Annotated in this window: 18 protein-coding genes; 13 read left to right on the top strand and 5 right to left on the bottom strand. The window is 57.8% G+C overall.

Annotated features, from left to right (window positions below):
- The first annotated feature begins 43 nt into the window (after positions 1-43).
- Positions 44-688: an MBL fold metallo-hydrolase gene (locus J8Z22_RS15485; RefSeq protein ID WP_252006986.1), complete on the top strand. Its 645-nt coding sequence runs from the start codon at positions 44-46 to the stop codon at positions 686-688.
- Positions 689-732: 44 nt separating this feature from the next.
- Here J8Z22_RS15485 and J8Z22_RS15480 read toward each other — a convergent pair whose 3' ends face one another.
- The 5 genes from J8Z22_RS15480 to J8Z22_RS15460 form a co-directional block, all read right to left on the bottom strand.
- Complete coding sequence (locus J8Z22_RS15480; protein ID WP_156896949.1) at positions 733-888, bottom strand: hypothetical protein; 156 nt, start codon at positions 886-888, stop codon at positions 733-735.
- Positions 889-1153: 265 nt separating this feature from the next.
- Complete coding sequence (locus J8Z22_RS15475) at positions 1154-3109, bottom strand: MtrB/PioB family decaheme-associated outer membrane protein (RefSeq protein WP_028112254.1); 1956 nt, start codon at positions 3107-3109, stop codon at positions 1154-1156.
- 11 nt (positions 3110-3120) lie between these two features.
- Positions 3121-4062 (bottom strand): DmsE family decaheme c-type cytochrome, encoded by a 942-nt coding sequence (locus J8Z22_RS15470; RefSeq protein ID WP_028112255.1) that lies wholly within the window; start codon positions 4060-4062, stop codon positions 3121-3123.
- A gap of 55 nt (positions 4063-4117) precedes the next feature.
- Entirely contained in the window at positions 4118-6127 is a 2010-nt protein-coding gene (locus J8Z22_RS15465) for an OmcA/MtrC family decaheme c-type cytochrome (RefSeq protein ID WP_252006985.1), read from the bottom strand.
- A 393-nt stretch (positions 6128-6520) separates the two neighbouring features.
- Positions 6521-8710, bottom strand: a complete 2190-nt coding sequence (locus J8Z22_RS15460; protein ID WP_252006984.1) for a cytochrome c3 family protein — start codon at positions 8708-8710, stop codon at positions 6521-6523.
- Positions 8711-9165: 455 nt separating this feature from the next.
- Here J8Z22_RS15460 and J8Z22_RS15455 point away from each other — a divergent pair, with 455 nt between their 5' ends.
- From J8Z22_RS15455 to J8Z22_RS15400, 12 genes are all read left to right on the top strand, one after another.
- Positions 9166-9738 (top strand): NapC/NirT family cytochrome c, encoded by a 573-nt coding sequence (locus tag J8Z22_RS15455; protein ID WP_252006983.1) that lies wholly within the window; start codon positions 9166-9168, stop codon positions 9736-9738.
- A 206-nt stretch (positions 9739-9944) separates the two neighbouring features.
- The gene (hypA, locus tag J8Z22_RS15450) at positions 9945-10283 is read left to right on the top strand and encodes a hydrogenase maturation nickel metallochaperone HypA (protein WP_028112260.1); all 339 of its coding nucleotides are present in this window, start codon (positions 9945-9947) and stop codon (positions 10281-10283) included.
- A gap of 11 nt (positions 10284-10294) precedes the next feature.
- Positions 10295-10873 (top strand): 4Fe-4S dicluster domain-containing protein, encoded by a 579-nt coding sequence (locus J8Z22_RS15445; protein ID WP_028112261.1) that lies wholly within the window; start codon positions 10295-10297, stop codon positions 10871-10873.
- Positions 10873-12783 (top strand): anaerobic carbon-monoxide dehydrogenase catalytic subunit, encoded by a 1911-nt coding sequence (gene cooS / locus J8Z22_RS15440; protein ID WP_252006982.1) that lies wholly within the window; start codon positions 10873-10875, stop codon positions 12781-12783. The genes J8Z22_RS15445 and cooS overlap by 1 nt, the downstream gene beginning before the upstream one ends.
- A gap of 46 nt (positions 12784-12829) precedes the next feature.
- A complete protein-coding gene (locus tag J8Z22_RS15435; protein ID WP_252006981.1) occupies positions 12830-13627 on the top strand; it encodes an AAA family ATPase in 798 nt (265 codons plus the stop codon).
- Positions 13620-13832, top strand: coding sequence for a CooT family nickel-binding protein (locus tag J8Z22_RS15430; protein WP_252006980.1), 213 nt, complete (start codon positions 13620-13622; stop codon positions 13830-13832). Before J8Z22_RS15435 ends, J8Z22_RS15430 begins: the two co-directional genes overlap by 8 nt.
- Positions 13825-14061, top strand: a complete 237-nt coding sequence (locus J8Z22_RS15425) for a hypothetical protein (RefSeq protein ID WP_028112265.1) — start codon at positions 13825-13827, stop codon at positions 14059-14061. Before J8Z22_RS15430 ends, J8Z22_RS15425 begins: the two co-directional genes overlap by 8 nt.
- Positions 14062-14090: 29 nt before the next feature.
- Complete coding sequence (hypB, locus tag J8Z22_RS15420; protein WP_028112266.1) at positions 14091-14831, top strand: hydrogenase nickel incorporation protein HypB; 741 nt, start codon at positions 14091-14093, stop codon at positions 14829-14831.
- Positions 14832-15049: 218 nt separating this feature from the next.
- A complete protein-coding gene (locus J8Z22_RS15415; protein ID WP_028112267.1) occupies positions 15050-16264 on the top strand; it encodes a 4Fe-4S binding protein in 1215 nt (404 codons plus the stop codon).
- 229 nt (positions 16265-16493) lie between these two features.
- Complete coding sequence (locus J8Z22_RS15410) at positions 16494-20267, top strand: proton-conducting transporter membrane subunit (protein WP_252006979.1); 3774 nt, start codon at positions 16494-16496, stop codon at positions 20265-20267.
- Positions 20260-21219 (top strand): respiratory chain complex I subunit 1 family protein, encoded by a 960-nt coding sequence (locus tag J8Z22_RS15405; RefSeq protein WP_028112269.1) that lies wholly within the window; start codon positions 20260-20262, stop codon positions 21217-21219. The genes J8Z22_RS15410 and J8Z22_RS15405 overlap by 8 nt, the downstream gene beginning before the upstream one ends.
- 13 nt (positions 21220-21232) lie before the next feature.
- Positions 21233-21661, top strand: coding sequence for an NADH-quinone oxidoreductase subunit B family protein (locus tag J8Z22_RS15400; protein WP_028112270.1), 429 nt, complete (start codon positions 21233-21235; stop codon positions 21659-21661).
- Positions 21662-21665 lie beyond the last annotated feature (4 nt).

Raw genomic sequence — 21665 nt, 5'->3', positions numbered from 1 at the left:
TCGTGTTAGGCTGAGCCTTTTACCACCCTTACATGGAATCCAAATGAAGTATCAGGTCGTACCGGTGACTCCGTACCGGACCAACTGCATCCTGTTGTGGTGCACGACTACGCTGCAGGCTGCGGTCATCGATCCCGGCGGCAATCACAATGACATTGTGAAGGCGGCTGAAGCCAACGGCGTGACGGTGACTCAGGTATGGCTGACCCATGGCCACATCGACCACGCAGGAGAAGCCAGAGTGCTGGCGGATCGCCTCAAGGTGGCGGTGATTGGGCCGCACCGGGATGACCAGTTTCTGCTGGACGATCTGGAGCAGGAAGCGAGAACCTACGGATTTCCGGTGCACCCCAAGGTCGTGCCGGATCGCTATCTCAATGATGGGGATCAGCTGAGTGTGGGCCAACTGAGGTTTGAGGTTTTGCACACGCCGGGGCACACGCCAGGGCATGTGGTGTTTCATCAGCCCGGTGCCGGTCTGGTGTTTGTGGGGGACGTGATTTTTGCCAGTTCGGTTGGCCGCACCGACTTTGAGGGCGGCAACCAGGCGCAGCTGCTAACCTCCATCACCGACAAGTTGTGGCCTCTGGGCAATGAGACCGAGTTTGTCCCCGGGCACGGAGCAAACTCCACCATTGGCCGCGAACGCCGACTGAACCCCTATGTGGCGGACACAGTGCTGGGCTGACGACAAGCCAGAGATGAAAAAAACCGGCCCTGAGGCCGGTTTTTTTATGAATATTGCTGCCAGAGTTTGGGCTGGCGTTCGGTATTGACCATGTCGTAGAGCACGTAGGCCAGAAATGGCAGGCCGGCGGTCAGCATGATCTTGGCGACCAGCAGGGCATTGGGGCTGTCGAACAGCACTGGGCTGATTAAATCGGTCATGTCAGTCTCCTGAGTCTCAGGGCTGGCGACTCTCGTGTCCATTGGGAGCGCGGAGCGTGGGCCGATCGATGCGTCGGCGGGTAGCCGTGACGCGTTTCCTTGTCAGATCGGTCTGTTTCGATTCGGGAGGGAGTATGGCGTAGCCCAGGTGTTCAGGCAACGATTGAGGTAATTCAATGCACGAGTGATTCAGTTTGGGTTAAGGCCGCGGCGTCGGGGGCACAAAAAAGGCCGGCAATGCCGGCCTTAATCACTGTCGTTGTGGTTACAACTTGTAGTTGAACGACAACATCACCATGTGGGCGTTGTAGTTGCTGTTGAGATCACCCAGGGTGATCAGGTCGGCAACGGTATCGGCCTCAACCACGGCGTAGTCGGCATCCTGGTAGCGCTCATAGCGGTAATCCAGGCGCAGCGACATGCTGGTGCTGAGGGCGTAATCGCCATACAGGTTGAAGTTGTGGCTGGTGGCGTAGTAGTCGTCGTACTCGCTGAAGCCAGACACGGTATCGCTGTTGGAGTCGGCGTACACGTAGTCGCCACCCAGCACCAGCTTATCGGCCAGCAAGCCGGTGTAGCTGAAGCCCAGACCGGCATTGAGGAAGTCATCCTCAATGGTGGCTTCCCAGACCGCAGGGCCAGTTACGGACCCGCCTTGCTCTGAGGTGATCCACTGTTGGCCAACAAACAGGTGGGTAGAGAACCGCTCGGTGTGCTGGAACGCCAGAGTCACGTCATAGCCGTAGTCTTCCGCTTCGGTCAGGCCCACATCGGACTTGTCGTAGTCGTCCAGCGCATAGTGACCGGTGAAGTCCACTGACAGCTTGTCCAGTGGCGTGTGGCTGACACGCAGTTCCACTTCGGAGCGGTCACGATCGGCCAGGTAGTAACGACGCATCAGGTCGTTATTGTTACCGGTTACGCTGTAGCTGGAGCCGTCGCGGCTGCTGAATTCGCCTTTCAGGGCGATGTCCCAGGCATCGAATGCGGTGACACGGAAACGACCCCAGACGGCGTCATCGGTGGTGTCTTCGCGATCCTGGCCGGTGCGGGTCACTTCCTTGCGGTCGTAACCGGCATCGACACGGTAGCCGGAGGCGATGCGATAGCTGCCGTTGACCTTATAGGTGGTGCGTTCGGTGTCGTAAGCCACATACTCACTGGCATTGCCGGAGTTTGGATCCAGAGCGATCTGAGTGGTCAGGACGGTCGACTTGTTGTCGCGGTCGCTGTAATCAACGCTGGCACCCAGGCGCAACTTGTTGGTCACCAGGGAGGTCACCTTGAAGTTGGCGTCCAGAGTTTCCACCTTGCCGTCGAAGCCGGTGATGCCGTTGTTGATGGACAGCAGATCGTCGTCCTGGGTCATCTCTCCGGTAGAGAAACGACCGGCCAGGTGGGTACGACCGATGCTGTATTGACCATTCAGTAGCACCTGGTGGGCTTCGTTGCTTGGCGCATCCTGATAGGCACCGGCAAAGCTGCCGAAGTTCAGGGCACCGACGTTGTTGTCGTACTTGGAGCCGATGTAGGCCAGGCTGGTGAACCAGCGCTCACCGTTCAGCTTAACGCCGGCTTTCCAGTTGTCGGTGCTGCTGTCGACAGGCTTGGCGATGTTGGTCGGTGTGCCACCATAGATGGAGGCTTTCTGGCGACCGGTTTTGTCTTCGCGCTTGAAGCTGGCAAAGGTTTGCCACATCTCACCGCCGAAATCGAACGCCATGCCATAACGCTCGCGTTCGGTCTTCAGTTCGACGTCGGTCAGGTCACCCTTCACCAGGGTGTCGCCCACGGGCAGGTACTCGGTCTGGGCGTTGGCGTTATCCACCCATACCAGCTTGCCGTATTCCAGCGCCACGTTCCAGGTATCACCGTGTCCGGCGGACAGGGTGGCTTCGCCATTGTCCATACCCAAGTTGCGGGCTTCCAGTGAAGCCTGGTACCCGGACTCGGCCAGGTAGTGCAGGTCGGAGTTAACGGCGCCAACGGCACCGTCTTCGGCGCCAAAGGTGTTGGCGGAGCGCTCGTTATTGCTCTCTACCATGCCGGCGGCGATGCCGACCGAACCCCGGGTACCGTACTCGACGGTACAGCGTTTACAGGCCCACTTGTCGGTGTTGACCTTGTCAGTGTTGGCTTCCTGCAGGCTGTACCCGCCGGCCATGGCAACACTGGAGACACCGGCCAGGGCCAGTGTGATCAGATTTAAACGAAATCTCATGTTACCTCTCCTTAGTGCTGCAGCGCTTTGCCAGAGGGGTGATTAGACCCGTGAATCTGGCTGTGGCAGTTCAAACAGCTCTGGCCGGCGGTGAAGACGCTGGGCTTGCCGTTGATGTTGTTGCCGCTGTGAGGATTGGTGTGACACTGCTGACACAGCTGAGGAGCACGGTTTGTCAGCATGCCTTCGTTCACACTGCCGTGGGGGTTATGACAGGCTGAGCAGTCTTCTGCAACCGGGGCGTGCTCCCACAGGAAAGGGCCGCGCTTCTCGGCGTGGCACTCGTAACAGGTGTCGTTGGTGGAAACCTGATTTAACGCCGCTTCGGACATGGAACCGTGAGGATTGTGGCAATCGGTACAGGTCATGTCGGCCCACTTCAGTGGGTGCGAAGAGCGCTTGTTCATATCGGCCTTCTGGCGCGTATGACAGGCGGTACAGGCGTCGACTTCGGTCACCTTGTCGAGGATCGGATCCTTTTCAACGTGGACCTGGTGACAGGAGGCACAAGCCACCTCTTCCAGGTTGTGAGTGCTGGAGTGCCAGGCCATGCGCTCGCCGTCCTGGTGGCAGGACAGGCAGACACTGTTTTGCTTGGCCGCCGGTACCGGGGCGTCGGCGCCAAACTGGATCATCGGCTCCTTGCCACCACGGTTGTGCTTGCCCTGGGGGCCGTGACAGGCTTCGCACTGCAGGCCAGCCATGGGGCTCTTGCTGCTGGTGCTTTGACCGTGAACACCCTGGAAGATGCCCATGACCTGCTCACTCTTGCGGTGACACATCAGGCAGCCATCGGCGCCTTTCTTGGAGTATTTGCCTTCGGCAAACTTGGTGTCCAGAATCTGCTCAACCTCGGCGTCGGGCATTTTGTCCCATGGTGCGGCGGTGGCACCAAAGCCGGCAACCAGCGCAGCGCCGGCCAGCAGGGTGGTTAACCATTTCATCTGTTTCATAAAGGATTCCTAACTCGGGTCCACAGAAGGGGAGGGCCAGGCCCTCCCCATCGGCTTAGAACTTCACGTTGCTGTGGTCAGCCACATCAGGGGCGTGACAAACAAAGCAGTTCTCTGCAGAAACAGCCAGCTGGGCATCGGCTTTGTCGAGGTTAAATTTGCCGTTACCGAAGGTTTCGCCGGTCATGTGGTCGATGGCGCTTGGGTAGCTGTGACAGCTGGCACAGGTGGCGGTAATTGGCGTGCCATACCCTGCGTTTCCGTCCACAGTCACACCTGTGTTAATGGCGCCCTTCTTGGCAAAGGCATTCAGGTTGAAGCTGGTGTGACACTGGGTACAGTCGTTGATGATGTTCTTATCACCGTGTACCACGTGCAGCTTCTGTTCCCAGGCACCGTTCTTGGTAGGCGCATAGGTGCCGTCAGGGGTGTGACAGGTCACGCAGCCGTCCAGGCCAATCACCTTGCCCTCTTCGTCGTGGGCAACCTGCTCGGTCATCACGAAGCCGGAGTGGTGGCCTTTGTGAATCTGCCAGTTGTCGTTGTGGCAGCCTTCACACTTGCTGAACTCCAGCGAGTCGGTGTGGCGCTTGGATGGGGCAAAGCCGGACTTGGTCACGAACGCCATGTTGGCTTTCATGCCGGTGTAGTTGTCGGTGTTGTCCGGGTCGGCCACATCGGCACAGGCGACAATGGCATTGCCCTTGGAGCAGGCAGCCAGGCCGACGAAGGAGAAGGCGGTGTCGGCATCGGTGCCTTCGGCGCCGTAAGGCAGACCGGTAATCGGCAGGACAAAGTTACCATCGACGATGGTGGTGTTGTTGGCCAGTTCACCGTTGCTGACCGCATCCAGATGGCTGCCGGTATAGTAACTCAGAACCGGGTAGTTCGGGCCGAGGTTGGTCAGCACTTCGAGGCGCTTGATCTGAGGCAGTACCTGATCGGCGGCCAGTTTCTGACCGTTGGCATCGGTGATAGACACGGTTACCGTGGTGGTGTCGGTGTCGGCGAAGTAGGCCATCTCGACATCGCTGCCCCACTGGCTGATCACCTCGGCGGCATCGTTCCACTCACCCAGGTGCGCGTCGATGGTGCCCTTAACCACGCCAGTACCTTCGGCGGTGTGGCAAGAGGCACAACGGGAGCTGTCAGCCTGTTCCATGATGTGGTTGTTGTCGGCGTGACAGCTGGCACAGTTCTCTTTGGATGGAACCGCAGACCAGTTGCCCCACTCGGTGATCGCTAACTCTTCCGCTGGAGCGGAGGTTTCGTGACAGACGTTACAGCTGCTCAGCTCGGTTGGGTATTCGCTCTTGCCGTTTTCATCTTTTTCAGCGGCCACTTTGTGCACATCGTGTACCAGTACCGCAAAGGAGCGGCTGGTGCGGCCGCCTTCGGCTTTCAGACCATCGTGGCAGGTGGCACAGGTTTCGGGTTCAATGTAGTTGCTGTGGTGAATGCCATTGCCTTCACCGTGACAGGCGGCACAGGAGTCGGTGGCGACGATATTACGAGTGTAATCGGCGGCCGCGCCTGCTGCGTTGTAATCAAAGGAGGCCTGACCGTTTGGCACTTCGGTGGTGCCGTCAATCAGGGTGCCGGCCGGAGACACGATGTTCAGTCGGCGGGTAAAGTTCGGATCCAGCTGGGCTTTATCCAGGCTGGTGAAGGTTACGGTGTAGTAACCGTTTTTTTGATCCACGATCTCTGCGGCGCCGTTGCGGCTGTCATCGCCGGCAAACTGCCACTTGGTGGGGTCGCCAACAACCTGGTGTCCGGCGGGCAGCAACTGGGCCACATTGACCTTCAGCCCCTGCAGGCCGACAACCGCTTCATCGTCTTCGTTGGTGGCCAGTAGGGTAAATACCGGCAAGCCGTTGTTGAAGCTGGCGTCAGTCACTTTCAGGTTCAGTGTGGATACAGAAGTGGCAGGCTCGCCACCGGGACGGCCATCTTCGCCGGAGTTACCGTCGTTGCCATCATCGCCGCCACAGGCGGTCAGCGCAGCACTCACTACCGCAGCGGTAGCCAGCAGACGCCAGTTAGGTTTGTTCATCATCATCATCAATTTCCCTGCTTTTTTTTGGAGGGGGTTACGTAACGAAGTAACCACCTTGCCAATCAGTGCTTTAGTCTCGATTAAGATTCGCTAAAGCACTTCTACGAGGTAATTTATATCAACTTCCAGTGTCTATTACTGTGATGTGCATCAGTGATTTACATTGCTTTACCCCAAAAGGGGTAAGGGACACATTTTCGTCTCCCTGCAATAACTTAGTTGTAAAAATTGCATTTGTGAACAGAATTCGCCGCCGGGGCTGAACCTGAGCTGAACCTGGTGGAAATGGCCGTGGTTTTTGTTCGGAAATTTAAGAGGGGTCGGCGTGAAATATTCGAGTTTTATCGGGGAATAAAAAAGCGGCCCGAAGGCCGCTTTTACACTGTGTTGTCATCGATCTTAGTGACCGGTGCCCCAGTTAGAGTGAGCTTCCAGCAACTGGCTGTCGCTGTGACAGGTTGCGCAGCTTTCGTTCACTTCAGCAGGGTTGTAAGTGCTGGCCGGTACACCAATGGTGTTGATGTCGCCGTCATGGTCGATAACGCCACCCATGCCCTCGATGTGGGCAACGGTGGAGGCATTGAGGCCATACGGAGGCATGTGGCAGCTTACGCAGGCCGCAGTCTGTGGGGAGACCACCAGTTGCTCGCTGCCATCGGCGGTTTTACCGAAGGCCACTGGCTGGGCATCGGCGGTGTTGGCGATGATGGACAGGGAGAAGCCGTTTTCACCGTGACAGGTGGCACAGTCGGTCTTCTTGAAGAAGTCGCCGATGTAGTGCTTACCGTGAACCACTTTAGCCAGGTTGGAGGTGGCACCAGCATAGGTGGTGCGGGTACCGTTGTGGCAAGTGGCACAGCCGTCCATGTCGTTGGTGAAGCGGTGTTTGATGTCAGTGGTATGACAATCCTGACAGGCGCTCATCTCCGCGTGCTGAACACGAGGGGTATCAGCAACTGCAGTGCCGTCTTGTTTGAAGTAGAAGGTGTCGCTGACCAGGTAAGGGGCTTCCTGACCATCCAGGTTGCCGTCGCCGTCAACCACGCAGTCGGCGCGCACACCTTTGCCTTCGAAGCAGACGTGCAGCTGGCTGCTCAGGGCCAGGGTGGCACCGGCGTCAACCAGTTCCTTGACTTTAAAGCCGGCAGGGTCGACGGACACATCAGGAATGACCACTTTGATGCGGCCATCGGGCTCTTGGGTGGCAAACGTAGGTTGAGTGCCCACACCGGCAATGGCGACGCCAACCTTCTGGTAGTTGACCAGGAAGTCATCGCCCAGCACGCCGTTCAGAACGATGGCACTGTTCTTACCACCATGGGAGTAATCCCGTGGGTCGATCTGAGTCAGCGGCACCAGATCTTCGCCATCCAGAACCTGGAAGATGGTGGTGATGGACAGGCCGTCGGCAGCGACGGTCATCTCATCGAAGACCACTTTCAGGGTGGTGGAACGAGCGTTGTCGTTCTGGGTGTAGTGACCGGCTTCGGCACCACGAGCACCGTCGGCATTGTGGCAGGACACGCAGTTGGTGTATTCCGGCTTGATGGCGTCATCGCCCCAGTGCCAGCTTGGTACGGCGTAGGCGCTGTTGTGGCAGTTCAGGCAGGTGGCGCTGTCCTTGTCGGCTTTCCAGTGGTCAGCCAGAGGCAGAGCTTCGTCGGCCTGGTGACAGGTCTGACAGTTGGCGGCGCTCTGAGGGTAGATACCGTCGTCGGCAAAGAAGGAGTGGCTGTGAATGTCGTGAGCCATACCCTTGATGGAGCCATCAAACACCATGGTGCCGGTGACATTGCCATCGGCGTCTTCAATGTCTTTGTTGTAGCTGTTGTAGTCGGCGTGACAGAAAGTACAGGACTCCAGAGTCACGTGTTTGCCGCCGTGCATGGACAGGGCGCCATCATGGCCCGGCCGGTGACAGCTTTGACAGGTGGTGTCGGCAATCAGCTCCTTCGGACGCGGCTGGGCCGTATCGGAAGAGGGCTGCCAGTAGTAGAAGCTGTTTTCGACCAGAGTGGCACCGGCGGCACCGGTCGCTTTCACGCCCAGGTAAATGCCGTTGGTGGCGTCGGCCTGGTAACCGTAGTCATAGCCCAGAGTATCGATGGCCATGTTCAGGGTCAGGCTGTAGGTGCCGTCCTGGTTGTCGGTCAGACAGTCTTCACAGCTGCTGCCCTTAAAGTAGGAGGAACCGGTGAAGTGGCCGTCGCCTTTGTCTTTGTTGAAGTAGCTCAACCAGATATCGCGAGGCTCACCCTCGATGTCTGTGGTACCCACTTCATCTTCATTACCCAGGCGGCCGAAGGAGACCGCACCGATGTCGGCGTTGGTCAGGCCATAAACCGCAACGCCATTGGCGTTGGCCAGGCTGAAGTTCAGTGTCAGGAACCCATCTTCGCTGACGGAAGCGGAGTTGACCGTGGCTTGCACAGAGGTGGCCTGGCCGATGGCAATGCCAACGGGACCGGGCTTGCCATCTTCACCGTCGGAGCCATCAGATCCGTCGGAACCACAGCCAGCCAGGGCGAAAGCCCCGATTCCGGCAAACGCCATTGCGCGCCATAAGGCAGATTGTTTCATCATCATCATTACTATTTCCCTGCAATGTATTAAGGGTTGGCTATGCAAATATCTCTTTTGAGGTATGCACTTCCAACATCAGAAAGATAACTCAGAGTCGAATGAATGCAACGTGATCCAACTCAACATTCCCATATGAATAATCAAATATTCGACCTGTATCGGCCTTCTGGTTCAGTTTCGTACGAAATCTGTTAAGCAACTGTAGTTCATCAGCAACATTCTGGTGGCTAACTGCTGATTTTTAATAGGTAATGTATCTGTCGTTACGCACTTGAAAACCGTCATGAAATCGCCCTGAAAAAGGATGATCTGGATCGCAGTGTGCGTGCCAATTTTGACCAGCAGTCGAAGAACTGTGACTTGTATCATCACCTTCCAATTATGTGACAAGTAAAATTTGGAATTGAGAATTTGTGGCTCCTAATTTATTGAGCCACTGCTTTATTTCATGAGGATGAGAGATGGTAGACAACAATCAACAGTCCGGTTGGGCTAAGTTGTGGAAGCAACCCAAATCAAAATGGTTGCTGGGTATTCCACTGGGCGCCTTCCTGGCCCTGACTGTCGGTGCCGTAGGTACCGTTGGTTTTAACACCGTACTGCACGCCACCAGCAGCGACGCTTTCTGCGTTAACTGTCACGTGCCGTCCTTTGCCGCTGAAGAGGTGAAGGTCAGCAAGCACGGCATGTCTAAGTCTGGCATGGTGGTTAACTGCGCCGATTGTCACGTATCCAAAGAGTTCGTGCCAAAAATGATTCGTAAGATCTCTGCCATGAAAGAGGTGTATCTGGAGCTGAAAGGCGAGATCACCACCAAGGAAGAGTTCCTGGCCTACAAAAAAGACGGCGCCGCCCGCATCATTGCTGAGATGAAGAGCAATGACTCCCGCGAATGCCGCACCTGTCACGATGTGAACCGCATGAACTTCGACAAACAGAAGAAAGTGGCGGCCAAGATGCACCAGAAGATGGACAAGATGGGCAAGACCTGCATCGATTGTCACAAATACAAGGTGGCTCACAAGAAGCCATAAACGACTCAGCCAAAGGTTGAGTGGTTAAACGACGCCGGGCATTGCCCGGCGTTTTTTTTACCTGCCCCTCATTTCTCCCTTTAATGTGCCCTCGGGCGCAGTTGCCAACTTTCCCTTCGCTAGTGTCATTCAGCTGACAGAATTCCCGCCATCGCTGGTGTTTCATAGCCTCAGGTCAATGAGAAACCCACGACACAGGTAACGAGATGCATGAAGCGGCCCTAACCCAAAGCCTGATAAAGGTGCTGTTGACCCAGGCTGAACGGGTTAAGGCGAACTCCATTTCTCGCGTTACGGTCAAAGTTGGCCAGTTAAAGGCGGTGGAGCCCCAATCCTTGAGTTTCTGTTTTGAGATGTTCGCAAAGGACACTCTGATTGAGGGGGCGCAGCTGGTTATCGATCACGTCCCCGCTCGGGCAACCTGCCATGGATGCCAGCGATCGTTCGATATCTCCCGGTTCTGTTTTCGTTGTGACACGTGCCAGAGCCGGGATATCGAACTGATTCAAGGCGAAGAGTTGTTCATTGAAAGCTTTGAGACCTAGAGGCTGAAGTTATGAAACAAACGGAGAACGTCATTATCTATGCCGACGCAGAGCGATGCCTGGGTTGTCATAGTTGTGAGTTGGCCTGCGCGGTCGCTCATGGTGGCGAAGGCGGCCTGGTGGGGTCGGTGGTCAAAGGACTGCCGCTTCACTCACGCACCAAGGTGGTGGTGGCGGATGAGGTAATGATGCCGATGCAGTGCCGCCAATGTGAGAATGCCCCCTGCACCATGGTGTGCCCAACCGGCGCCTGTCGTCAGGAAAACGGTCAGGTGCAGATCGTCGAGGCCAACTGTGTCGGCTGCAAGCTGTGCGTGATGGTGTGCCCTTTCGGGGCCATTACCGTGCGGCGGGACAGCCTTCAACAGGAGCAAGACACCAACAATCAGGGGGTGGCACTGAAATGCGACCTGTGTACCAGCTGGTGTGCCGAGCAGGGCAAGAGTGAGACCGCCTGTGTCGAAGCCTGCCCGACCAAGGCGATCAGCCTGATAAACATGCAAACCTACCGCACCGCCCTGGTGCAGGCCAGGGCGAAAGAGCTGGCTCAATCTCAAAAACACATGACCCTGACCCTGAGGAGACCCTGATGGAGATCATCGTAAAATCCAGCGACGAGGCCGTTGCAGCCTTGTGCCCGGTGGCAGAAAGCGAAGGCATTGCCACGGTGTTTGACCGTTATAAGGCCCAGCAACCTCAATGTGGTTTCGGTTCTCTGGGGCTGTGTTGTCGCATCTGCTGGAAGGGCCCTTGTCGGGTCGACCCTTTTGGCGATGGCCCCAGCGAAGGGATCTGTGGTGCCAATCGCGACACCATCGTGGCCCGCAATGTGGCCCGAATGATGGCGGCCGGGGCGGCGGCCCATTCGGAGCATGGCCGCCACATCGCGCTGGCGATGCAGCGGGTAGGCAAAGGCGAGTTGCCGGCTTATCAGATTCGGGACCCGAAAAAACTGACCGCCATCGCCGAGCGACTGCAGATTGATACCGGCGACAAATCCGTACTGCAACTGGCGCACGAGGTCGCCACCAGGACGCTGGAGGACTATCAGAACCAGGATCATCACAAAGGCTGTCACTGGATCAGTGCTTCGGTGCCGAAAAAGCGCCTCGACAAACTGGCCAAGCTGGGGGTGTTGCCACACAACATCGATGCCACCGTGGCTCAGATCATGGCCCGCACTCACATCGGCTGTGACGCCGAACCGAGCAACGTTTTTCTCGGCGGGGTGAGAGGCGCACTGGCTGATTTCAATGGCATGTCGCTGGCGACCGAGTTGTCGGACGCCATGTTTGGCACCCCTGCGCCGGTGGTGACCGAAGCCAACATCGGCGTGATCGACCGTCAGTCGGTCAACATTGCCGTCAATGGCCATAACCCGCTGCTCAGCGAAGTGATCTGCGATGTCTCCCGCGAGATGAACCAGGCCGCCATCGAGGCCGGTGCGCCCGGAGGCATTAACATCGTCGGAATCTGCTGTACCGGCAACGAAGTCATGATGCGTCACGGTATTCCATTGGCGACCAACTACCTGTCTCAGGAGATGGCGATTCTGACCGGAGCCCTGGATGCCATGGTGGTTGACGTGCAGTGCATCATGCCGTCGCTGCCGCAAATTGGTGACTGCTTCCATACCGAAGTGATCACCACCATGGCCGACAACAAGATGCAGGGAGCGCGTCATGTGGACTTCTGTGAGGAGAACGCCAGCGCCACTGCCCGCAAGGTGATTCAGTTTGCCATCGATGCCTTTGGCCGCCGGGACCCCAATAAGATCAACATTCCTGACATCAAACGCACCGCCGTGGTGGGCTTCAGTGCCGAAGCGGTGATGGATGCGCTGGCACAGGTCGACGCCGAGGACCCACTGAAGCCACTGCTGGACCACGTGGTGGCCGGCAACATTCAGGGCATCGCCTTGTTTGCCGGCTGCAACAACACCCAGAGCGTACAGGATGAAAGCTATCAGAAGATCGCCAAAACTCTGGCGGCCAACAACGTGCTGCTGCTGGCCACAGGCTGTGGTGCCGGCGCTTTCGCCAAAAATGGTTTGATGAATCAGCAGGCCACCGAGTTGTACGCCGGTGAGGGACTGAAGGCGGTGTTGACCGCCGTCGGTGAGGCGGCCGGCCTCAATGGGCCGTTGCCTTTGGTACTGCACATGGGCTCCTGCGTCGACAACAGCCGTGCCATTACCCTGGCAACGGCACTGGCCAATCGCCTGAATGTGGACCTGTGCGATCTGCCATTGGTGGCGTCGGCTCCGGAAGCGATGTCGGAAAAAGCGGTGGCCATCGCCTCCTGGAGCGTGGGCCTGGGGATTCCGACTCATTTGGGCACCATGCCGCATGTGACCGGTTCTCAGGTGGTGACGGAGTTAATGACCGAAGGGGCTAAGGATCTGTTTGGAGGCTACTTCCTGGTGGAAACCGATCCGGATCTGGCCGGCGAAAAACTGGTAGAGGTGATTCGCAACAAACGCCTTGGCCTGGGAATTTAACCAACATAGCCCGGGAAGGCACGGCCTTCCCGGGTGGAGGTGCAACATGAAGATAGCCATTACTGGAAAAGGGGGAGTGGGAAAGACCACCCTGGCTGGCTTGCTGGCCCGCAGTCTGGCCGAGGATAGCTTGCGGGTGCTGGCGGTGGACGCCGATCCCGATGCCAACCTGGCGGCGGCGGTGGGAGTTGCTGCCGGGTCGCCGCAACCCTTGCCGTTTTCCAAGTTGACCGAGCTGGCCCGATCCCGCACCGGCGCCGATCAGAACAGCGGTGGCCTGTTTAAACTCAATCCCAGGGTGGACGACCTGCCGCAGCAATTCTGGTTGGAGCATCAGGGGGTACGGGTGCTGAAAATGGGTACCGTCGACCATGCCGGCAGCGGCTGTGTCTGTCCCGAACACACCTTGGTGCGCAGCTTGATGCGACACCTGCTGCTGGACAGAGATGAGATGGTGATCATGGACATGGAGGCGGGCATTGAACATCTGGGCCGGGGCACCGCCGATGCCGTGGATCTGCTGGTGGTGGTGGTGGAGCCTGGCAGTCGCAGCGTGCAGACCGCCTTGCAGGTAGAGCAGTTGGCACAGCAACTGGCCATCGCCCGAGTGGGGTTTGTGGCCAGTAAGGTCGACGGTCCCGACGACCTGGAGTTCATTCGTCAGGCTCTGGGCCCGAAGCGAACCCTGCTGGGGCAACTGAGCTGGAGTGACACCCTGCGTCGTGCCGATAAGTCCGGCCAATCTCCGTTTGATTTTTCCGGCCCGTTCATCGAGGAAGTCGATGCCATCAAGCGGGCGCTGCTGGCCCTGGTACCGAGGATGGAGGAGGCGGCTCATGTGTAACGTCAGTGTGACGCTGGTGACCCCGACGTCGGCAGAGACCATTGAAGAGGTCACCGGCATCGAAGTGCACGGAGAGGCCTTAGTGATCACCACTTTTTTTGATCCCCCGCGCCAGCTGTCTGGCTATCGGCTGGTGAGCGCCGATTTTCTTAAACGACAGATCGTGCTGGAACAGCCACAGAAATCAGGAGACAACCATGAGTAACGAACGGCAAATTTTGCTGCAAAAAATGCAGCGGTTGCTGCCCCACTGGCAACAGCATAACGATGAGCACATCAATGAAATGGAGCGGTGGCAGCATCAGTTGCTGGCTCAGGAACTGACTGAGTTGGCACAGTCGATTGCCGATGTGGTGGTGCAGATGAAAACTACCGGTCAGCGCCTGCAGCAGGCTCAGGACACAGTGACCACTTACTCCGACAAGAGTGCCTAGTCGGTTCAGGAGGCAGAGGAGAGTCAGCCATGTGCAATAACTGTGGATGCAATGTGACGTCGGGCAATCGCCACCTGCTGGAGGCCGGGGGCAAACTGGAACACAGTCAGGGACGGCGAACCATTCAGGTGCTTGAGGGGTTGCTGGATGAAAACGATCATCAGGCGATGCACAACCGCGAGCACCTGGACCAGCATCGGGTCGTGGCCATCAATCTGATGTCTTCGCCGGGCAGCGGCAAAACCCGACTGCTTGAGGCCTGCCTGCCAGAACTGGCGAAGATGGGCATTCGGGTTGGGGTGATCGAGGGGGATTTGGAGACCGAGAACGACGCGGCTCGTATCCGCAAGCATGGGGTGCCGGTGCTGCAAATCACCACTGGCATGGCCTGCCACCTGGATGCCCACATGGTGCACAACGCCCTGCATTATCTGCCGTTGGCGGAACTGGACCTGCTGTTTATTGAAAATGTGGGCAACCTGGTGTGTCCTGCCAGCTTTGATTTGGGTCAGCATCAGGATGTGGTGTTGCTGTCGGCCACCGAGGGGGACGATAAACCCTGTAAGTATCCGGTGATGTTTCGCAGCGCCGATAGGGTGCTGATCTCCAAGGTCGATCTGTTGGCCCACTTCGATGACTTTGATGCCCACCGGGCGCAGGCCAATCTGGAGCAACTGGGGCTGGCGCAACCGGCGTGGCAGGTGTCGGCAAAAACCGGACAGGGATTGGAAGCGTGGTTGGCGTGGTTGGCAGAGTTAGTGAAGAAATAGGGTAAATTCACGGCAATGATTATCGGCGCCCAGGCTATATTGTGTGGGCGCTTATTGTGCTGCCAAAAATAAAGTTATTTCTGTTTTTTTGCCTTTTTATTGTTTGTTTTCTTATGGGTTTTATTTTGTTGATCATGGTCACGAATAGACACTAAGCGATGAACGTTAAGACTATTTTGAACTCAATATAATTACGACTTGTTATTAAGAACTGAATTATGACTGTAATCGAATCCATCACTCTGATGTTCGGCCTGGTGTTTTCTTTAAGCCTGCTCTATTGGAGTAATCAGAAGTGGGGACTGTTGTTAACCGCCGCCTTGATGGTGACGGCGTTGGCGCTCACCTTGTACTGGCCGCTGTTGCTGGGGGCGGCGGTTGCCATGCTGGCGCTGGTCGCATTGCACCATTGGCGACCGGAGATTGCCCGTGGCCAGGGACGGGAGAATGGCCTAAGGGATTGGGTGCATCACTCGATGTCCTTGGCGATGGTGTTGGTGGGCATCCAGTATGTGCTGTATTACAGTTTGCTGGGCCAGGGAGTGGAAACCGGATTGGGACGACCGGATGTGGTGGATGCGTTTTTGCCGATTGCCGGTGGCATCGAATTGAAAGCCATCATCATGTTGAACCTGTGGGACCAAAACCACCCAGCTGCGGCTGTTATGCTGACCTCAGTATTATTAAGTGGATTGATTTGTAAGCGCGCATTCTGCGGTTGGATCTGTCCTTTAGGTCTGGCTGGTAAATATTTGTACGATTTGAGGGTGCGTTTTATTAAGGGCGCTTATTTAGCTCCGAAATGGTTGGATTGGCCATTAAGAATGCTGAAATACCTTTTATTATTGGGGTTGTTTTACATCGTAATTGGTATGCCAGCGGAATCTTTGCCCTATTATCTCGATGGCAACTATCAAAAGATAGCCGACCTTAAAATGGGACTGTTTTTTGCTAATCCCAGTGTGCTCGCTCTGGTGGTCATTGCTGTGATTCTGGGGCTGGCGGCTTGGCAACAGCAGGCATTTTGTCGCTACCTGTGTCCCTACGGTGCACTGTTGGGGCTGCTGAGCTTCCTCAGCCCGTTTAAGGTGCGACGGGACACCAACCACTGCCTGATTCAGTCCCGAGGGATGAAGTGCGATAAGTGCACTCGCGCTTGCCCGGCGCGAATCCAGGTGCATACCGAGAGCACCGTACGTTCCGATGAGTGTCAGGCTTGCATGCGCTGCGTGGCGGCCTGTCCTAAGAAAGAGGCGCTGCAGGTGTCGACTCGCTGGGGGCAGACCCTGTCGGCTCGAGGGGTGCTGATCATCCTGTTGTTGCTGATGTTTGCAGTGCCATTGGTGGCCTATGTCGGCGGCTTCTGGCATAGCCAGGTTAGTGATGCCACCCGCATTGAGTTAATGAAATACATCCATCAGATAGGCCACTGAGCCTGATCCTCTTCGTTCACTGAGTGTTTCAATGTGAGCCTTGCCTGAGTCCCTGTGAAGGGGCTCAGGCTTTTTTGTGTTTGGCGGCCGAAACCCGCCTCCTCGGTAAAAGCGTGATGGGGGCAACGATTAGGCAACATACCGGCGCGGCTGTCGGCTCGCTGACAGAAATCCCCTTCACCATACCGGACACTGCCCCTATGGCACTGTTGCTTGGATGAGGATTGCTATGGGTGAGTTATCGGTGTGGGCCTGGGGAGGGGCCGCGCTGTTATTAATCGGAGAGTTATGGGCCTGGTTGCATTATCGCAATCTGGGGAAGTTGCTGCTGTTTTCCACCGTCGCCGAGATGGGATATCTGGGATTGGGCTTGGGCCTGGACACCACCCTGGGGGAGACCGGTGCCTGGTTCCACCTGTCGTTGCAGGTGGTGATGCGACTGCTGGTGATCGTGGCGGCCTGGCGGTTGATTCGTCGCGCCGGAAGTGCCGATCTGACCGAGGTGGCCAAGGTGGCGCCGCAGTTACCCCTGACCCGATTGATGTTGGGCTTTGGGTTGTTTTCTGTCATGGGGCTGTCGCCATTTAAAGGGGCATTCAGCAAGTTCATTATTTTGTATTCGGCGGTGGATCTGGGGCACTGGGCTCTGGCCCTGACGGCGACGCTGGCCAGCGTGGTGGCGGCGGTGTACACCATCACGGTGATTCAGGCTCTGTGCTTTGGGCCCCAGGCGGACGGTCAGCGCTGGCGAGAGTGGGCGTTTGGCAGTCGCTCCTGGTTGCTGATGGTGTCACTGGCGGCGATGACGGTGCTGCTGAGCCTGGATCCCGAGCCTTTGCTGCACGGGATTGGCCAGTACCTGGGGCTGACGGCGGCCGATGGCCTGCCGACGTTTGAAACCCCCTGGCACCCCTTGGTGTTGCTGCCCTACCTAAGTGGTTTTGGTCTCTACGTGTTTGGCCATTTCAGTCACCGGTTGCGAAACTGGCTGGCCCAGGGGGTGGCGGCGATGACCCTGGTACTGGTGTGGAATCAAACCGATCTTGATGGCTTATCCTGGTTGTTTGCGGTGCTGTTTGCCCTGGTGATGCTGATGGTGGTGGTGTACTCCGCCGCCTACATGAAGCAGCAGGCTCACAGCAATCGCTACTACTTTTTCCTGATGCTGATGCTGGGGTCATTGCTCGGGGTGGCCACCGCCGACAACCTGGGCAACTTTTACCTGTTTTGGGAGTTGATGACCTGGACGTCGTATCTGTTGGTGATCCACCCACAGAGCGATTCTGCCTTGCGTGCCGGTAGAAAGTACTTCCTGATGTGCGCCAGCGGGGCCTATGTGATGCATTTTGGCATCCTGTTGCTGCACGCTCAGATCGGCAGCTTTGAGTTTGCGGCGATCTCGGCCGGAGTCGCGCAGCTGTCACCGATGGTGGCCTGGGTGGCCCTGGGCTGCTTTATGCTGGGACTGGGGGTGAAAGCCGGCCTGTGGCCGCTGCACAGTTGGCTGCCCGATGCCCACCCGGTGGCCCCGTCTTCGATTTCGGCACCGATGTCGGCGATTCTCACCAAGGCGGGCCTGTTTGGCTTGCTGAAACTGGGCATGATGGTGTTTGGCACCGCGACCCTGATGGAGATGGGACGAGTCGGTGACTGGAGTGTGTTCGGTCTGCTGCTGAGCCTGCTGGGGGTCATTACCCTGTTGTATGGCGAAATCATGGCGCTCAGGCAGGACAACCTGAAACGGATGCTGGCTTATTCAACCCTGGCTCAGGTGGGGGAGATTGCCGCCATCCTCGGCCTGGGAACGTATCTGAGCCTGGTGGGGGGATTGGCGCATCTGGCCAATCATGCCCTGTTTAAAAGCCTGCTGTTCTTGGCCGCCGGCGCCTTTATCTACCGTACCGGCAGTAAGCGGTTGTCGGATCTGGCGGGAGTGGCCCGGCAGATGCCGGTGACCGGCCTGTGCATGGCGGTGGGTTTGCTGGCGATCATGGGGTTACCGCCGTTTAGTGGCTTCTTCAGTAAGTTCATGATGCTGTATGCCGCTGTCGCCGCCGGGCAACTGCTGTTGCCGGCGACGATCCTGCTGGGCAGCGTCATCGGTGCCATCTACTATCTGCGCCTGTTTCGCGTGCTGTATTTCCAGCCGGGCAGGGTCCGAGTGAACGAGGCTCCGGCCTCGATGCTGCTGGCCCTGGTGTTTCTGGCGAGTTTGGTGCTGCTGGGAGGCCTGTTTCCGGACGCGGTGGTGAACTGGGTACGTCCGGCGGCGGCGCTGCTGGCGCCTGAACCAGGCACCATCAGTGTGCCGACGCTCACCATGGCCTGGCCGCTGAGTGCCCTGTTGGCCTGTGGCGGAGCCATAGTGGTGTATCTGATGGGCCGCTGGCAACTGCCCGGCAGTCGCTGGGCGGCCCTGGGAGTGATGGCCTTGGCGCTGGCCGGAGTGTTGCTGGAGTCTCAGCGCTACGATCTGCTGTCCTGGTGGTTTGCGATATTGATTGCCGCCATGGGGGGGGCGAACCTGTGTTACGCCAAGGGCTACATGGCCCACAGCCACAGCCCGCACCGATTCAGCTTCTTTTTCCTGATGATGATCGGCGGCCTGCTGGGGGTGACCGCCAGCGAGGATCTGTTTAACTTCTTTGCTTTCTGGGAGCTGATGAGCAGCTGGACGCTGTATTTCGTCATCATTCACGAGGAGAGCGAAGAGGCCCTGGGCGAAGGCTTCAAATATTTCCTGTTTAACCTGGTTGGGGCCAGTGCCCTGTTCCTGGGCGTGGTAATGCTGACCGCCTACAGCGGTTCATTCAGCTTCGCGGCGCTCCAGGCCGCCACTGCCTTCATGCCGGTCTCCTGGCTGGCGCTGGCGTTGGTGTTGGTGATGGCCGGGCTGTTGATGAAAGCGGCCCAGTTGCCGCTGCGCATCGATGTACAGATGCACCCGCCGACGGCGCCGACACCGGTCAGTGGTTACATCTCGGCGGTATTGCTGAAAAGTGGCCCTTATGGGGTACTGAAGTTCATCGCAGCGTTGGGAGTGACCACGCTCACCGCCCGTTTGGGTGGCATTGCCGAATTGCCCTGGCTGACGTATGGCGTGGCGGTGATTGCGGCGGTAACCCTGCTCTATGCCGGGGCTATGGCCATGATTCAAACCGGGATAAAGCGGCTGCTGATCTACAGCACCGTCAGTCAACTGGCGTACGTTTTGCTGGGCATCGCCCTGATGTCGCCCCTGGGACTGGCGGGGGGCCTAATGCACTTCGTTAACCACATGCTATTAAAAAACATGTTGTTTATGGCTGCTGGAGTGATTTTGGCACAGGCCCACCTGGAGAGCTTGGACGAACTGGGTGGCCTGGGGCGACGAATGCCGGTGACTTTCGGCGTGTTCCTGTTCGCCGGCCTGTCCCTGTCTGGCGTACCGCCGCTGAATGGATTCGCGTCCAAATGGCTGATCTATCAGGCCAGTTTCGAGTCCGGGCATTACCTGCTGGGTCTGGCGGCACTGATGTCGAGCCTGTTTACCCTGGCGGCGGTATTGAAGTTTGCCCATGTGGCCTTTATGGGCCAGCTCAACCCCAAGGTGGCCCACCTTAAGGAGGCGGACTGGTCCATGCGCCTGCCGATGCTGGTGCTGATGGTGGTGAGTCTGATCATCGGTGCGTTTCCCGGCATGGTGCTGGTGCCGGTGGCGGCGGTCATCGACTCCCTGGGGATGGCAAGCATCAGCGTCAGCTGGTTTGGCGGCCTGCCGGGCAATGGCGGCTGGCATCCAGCCACCCTGACGCTGGCAATGGCGCTGTTGGCCTGGGGCTGTTGGGGCTTCTATCGTCTCAGTAACCCTGTGCGGCAGCGGGTGCATTTGCACGCCTGCGGGGTTGAGGACATCGATGCCGCACAGGCTCACCTGCCGGCCTCCAGCCTGTATGAGTCCCCCAAGGCGCTGATCCGCGCCATCACACGAACCAAACCATCTCAAGGAGTGAACCATGAGTGAGTTGTTGGCCTTGTTGTCACCCCTGTGGGTGCTGCCATTAGGGATGGGCGCCTTGTTCGTCGGGCTGCTGTTCAAGGGGGTAGATCGGATTGTGGTGGCGCGCCTGCAGCGCCGCATCGGTCCGCCGCTGCTGCAGCCTTTTTATGACATTGCCAAGTTGATGCAAAAGCGATCCATGGTACCGGAACCGGCGATGACCGGGTTGTTCCTGTACCTGCCGGCGGCCGGCGTCTGCGCCATGATGGTGGCCGTCGCCCTGGTGCCCATTCCCGGCATGTATCAGCCGCCGCAGGCGCTGGGGGATTTGCTGGTGTTGCTGTATCTGCTGGCGGTGCCAGCCATCGTCATCATGTTGGCCGGCTCCGCCTCCGGCTCGACCTTCGGTGCCATTGGCTTCTCCCGTGAGATGTCGTTGATGCTGGCGTACGAAGGCCCGTTGCTGTTGGTGCTGATCAGCGTGGCCATTCGTACCGGTGCGGGTCTGGGGGAGCCGATCAGCCTGTCGCTGAATGAGGTGGTGGCCTGGCAACAGGGCCACGGCGCCTTCATTACCGACCCATTGATGTGGCCAGCCCTGCTGGCGTTTCTGAGCGTGATACCGGCCAACCTGGGGGTGGCCCCGTTCGACATTCCTGAGGCGGAGTCGGAGATTCTCGAAGGGCCGCTGCTGGAGTATTCCGGCCCGGCGTTGGCAATGTTCAAGCTGATGTCGACCCTCAAGACCATGCTGGTGCTGAGCCTGGGGGTAGTGATGTTCTGGCCTTCCGTAGGGGAGGGGCTGTGGCCGCTGTTGACGCACCTGCTCAAATGCCTGGGCCTGTTTCTGCTGGCCAAGACCGCGCTGCGGGCGTCGGTGGGAAGAATGCGGATGGATCAGGCGTTTATTTTCTATTTCAAATGGCCGGAGCTGCTTGGGGTGCTGAGTTTGATTCTGGTGGTGGCCACCGTATGAGTGAGAGGTATCTATGAAACTGTTTTCCAACACGGCGGTGCGCTCACCCTGGTTGTACCGCATCAACGCCGGTTCCTGCAACGGCTGCGACGTGGAGCTGGCGACCACCGCCTGCATTCCCCGTTACGACGTGGAGCGTCTCGGGTGTCAGTATTGCGGCAGTCCCAAGCACGCCGACATTGTACTGATCACCGGGCCGTTGACCGCCCGGGTTAAAGACAAGGTTTTACGGGTGTACGCCGAAATTCCTGACCCCAAGGTCACGGTGGCGGTGGGGATCTGTCCCATCTCAGGAGGGGTGTTCCGGGACAGCTATGCCATTGAAGGGCCAATCGATCGCTATTTCGATGTCGACGTCAATGTGCCCGGCTGCCCGCCGCGACCGCAGGCGATCATCGAAGGCATTGCCCAGGCGATTGAAATCTGGAAAACCCGGCTGTAGGAGG

Source organism: Ferrimonas sp. SCSIO 43195 (assembly GCF_023716685.1).
Lineage (GTDB): Bacteria > Pseudomonadota > Gammaproteobacteria > Enterobacterales > Shewanellaceae > Ferrimonas > Ferrimonas kyonanensis.
The sequence above is the reverse complement of the archived record's forward strand: the minus strand, read 5'-3'. Positions and strand labels throughout refer to the sequence as shown.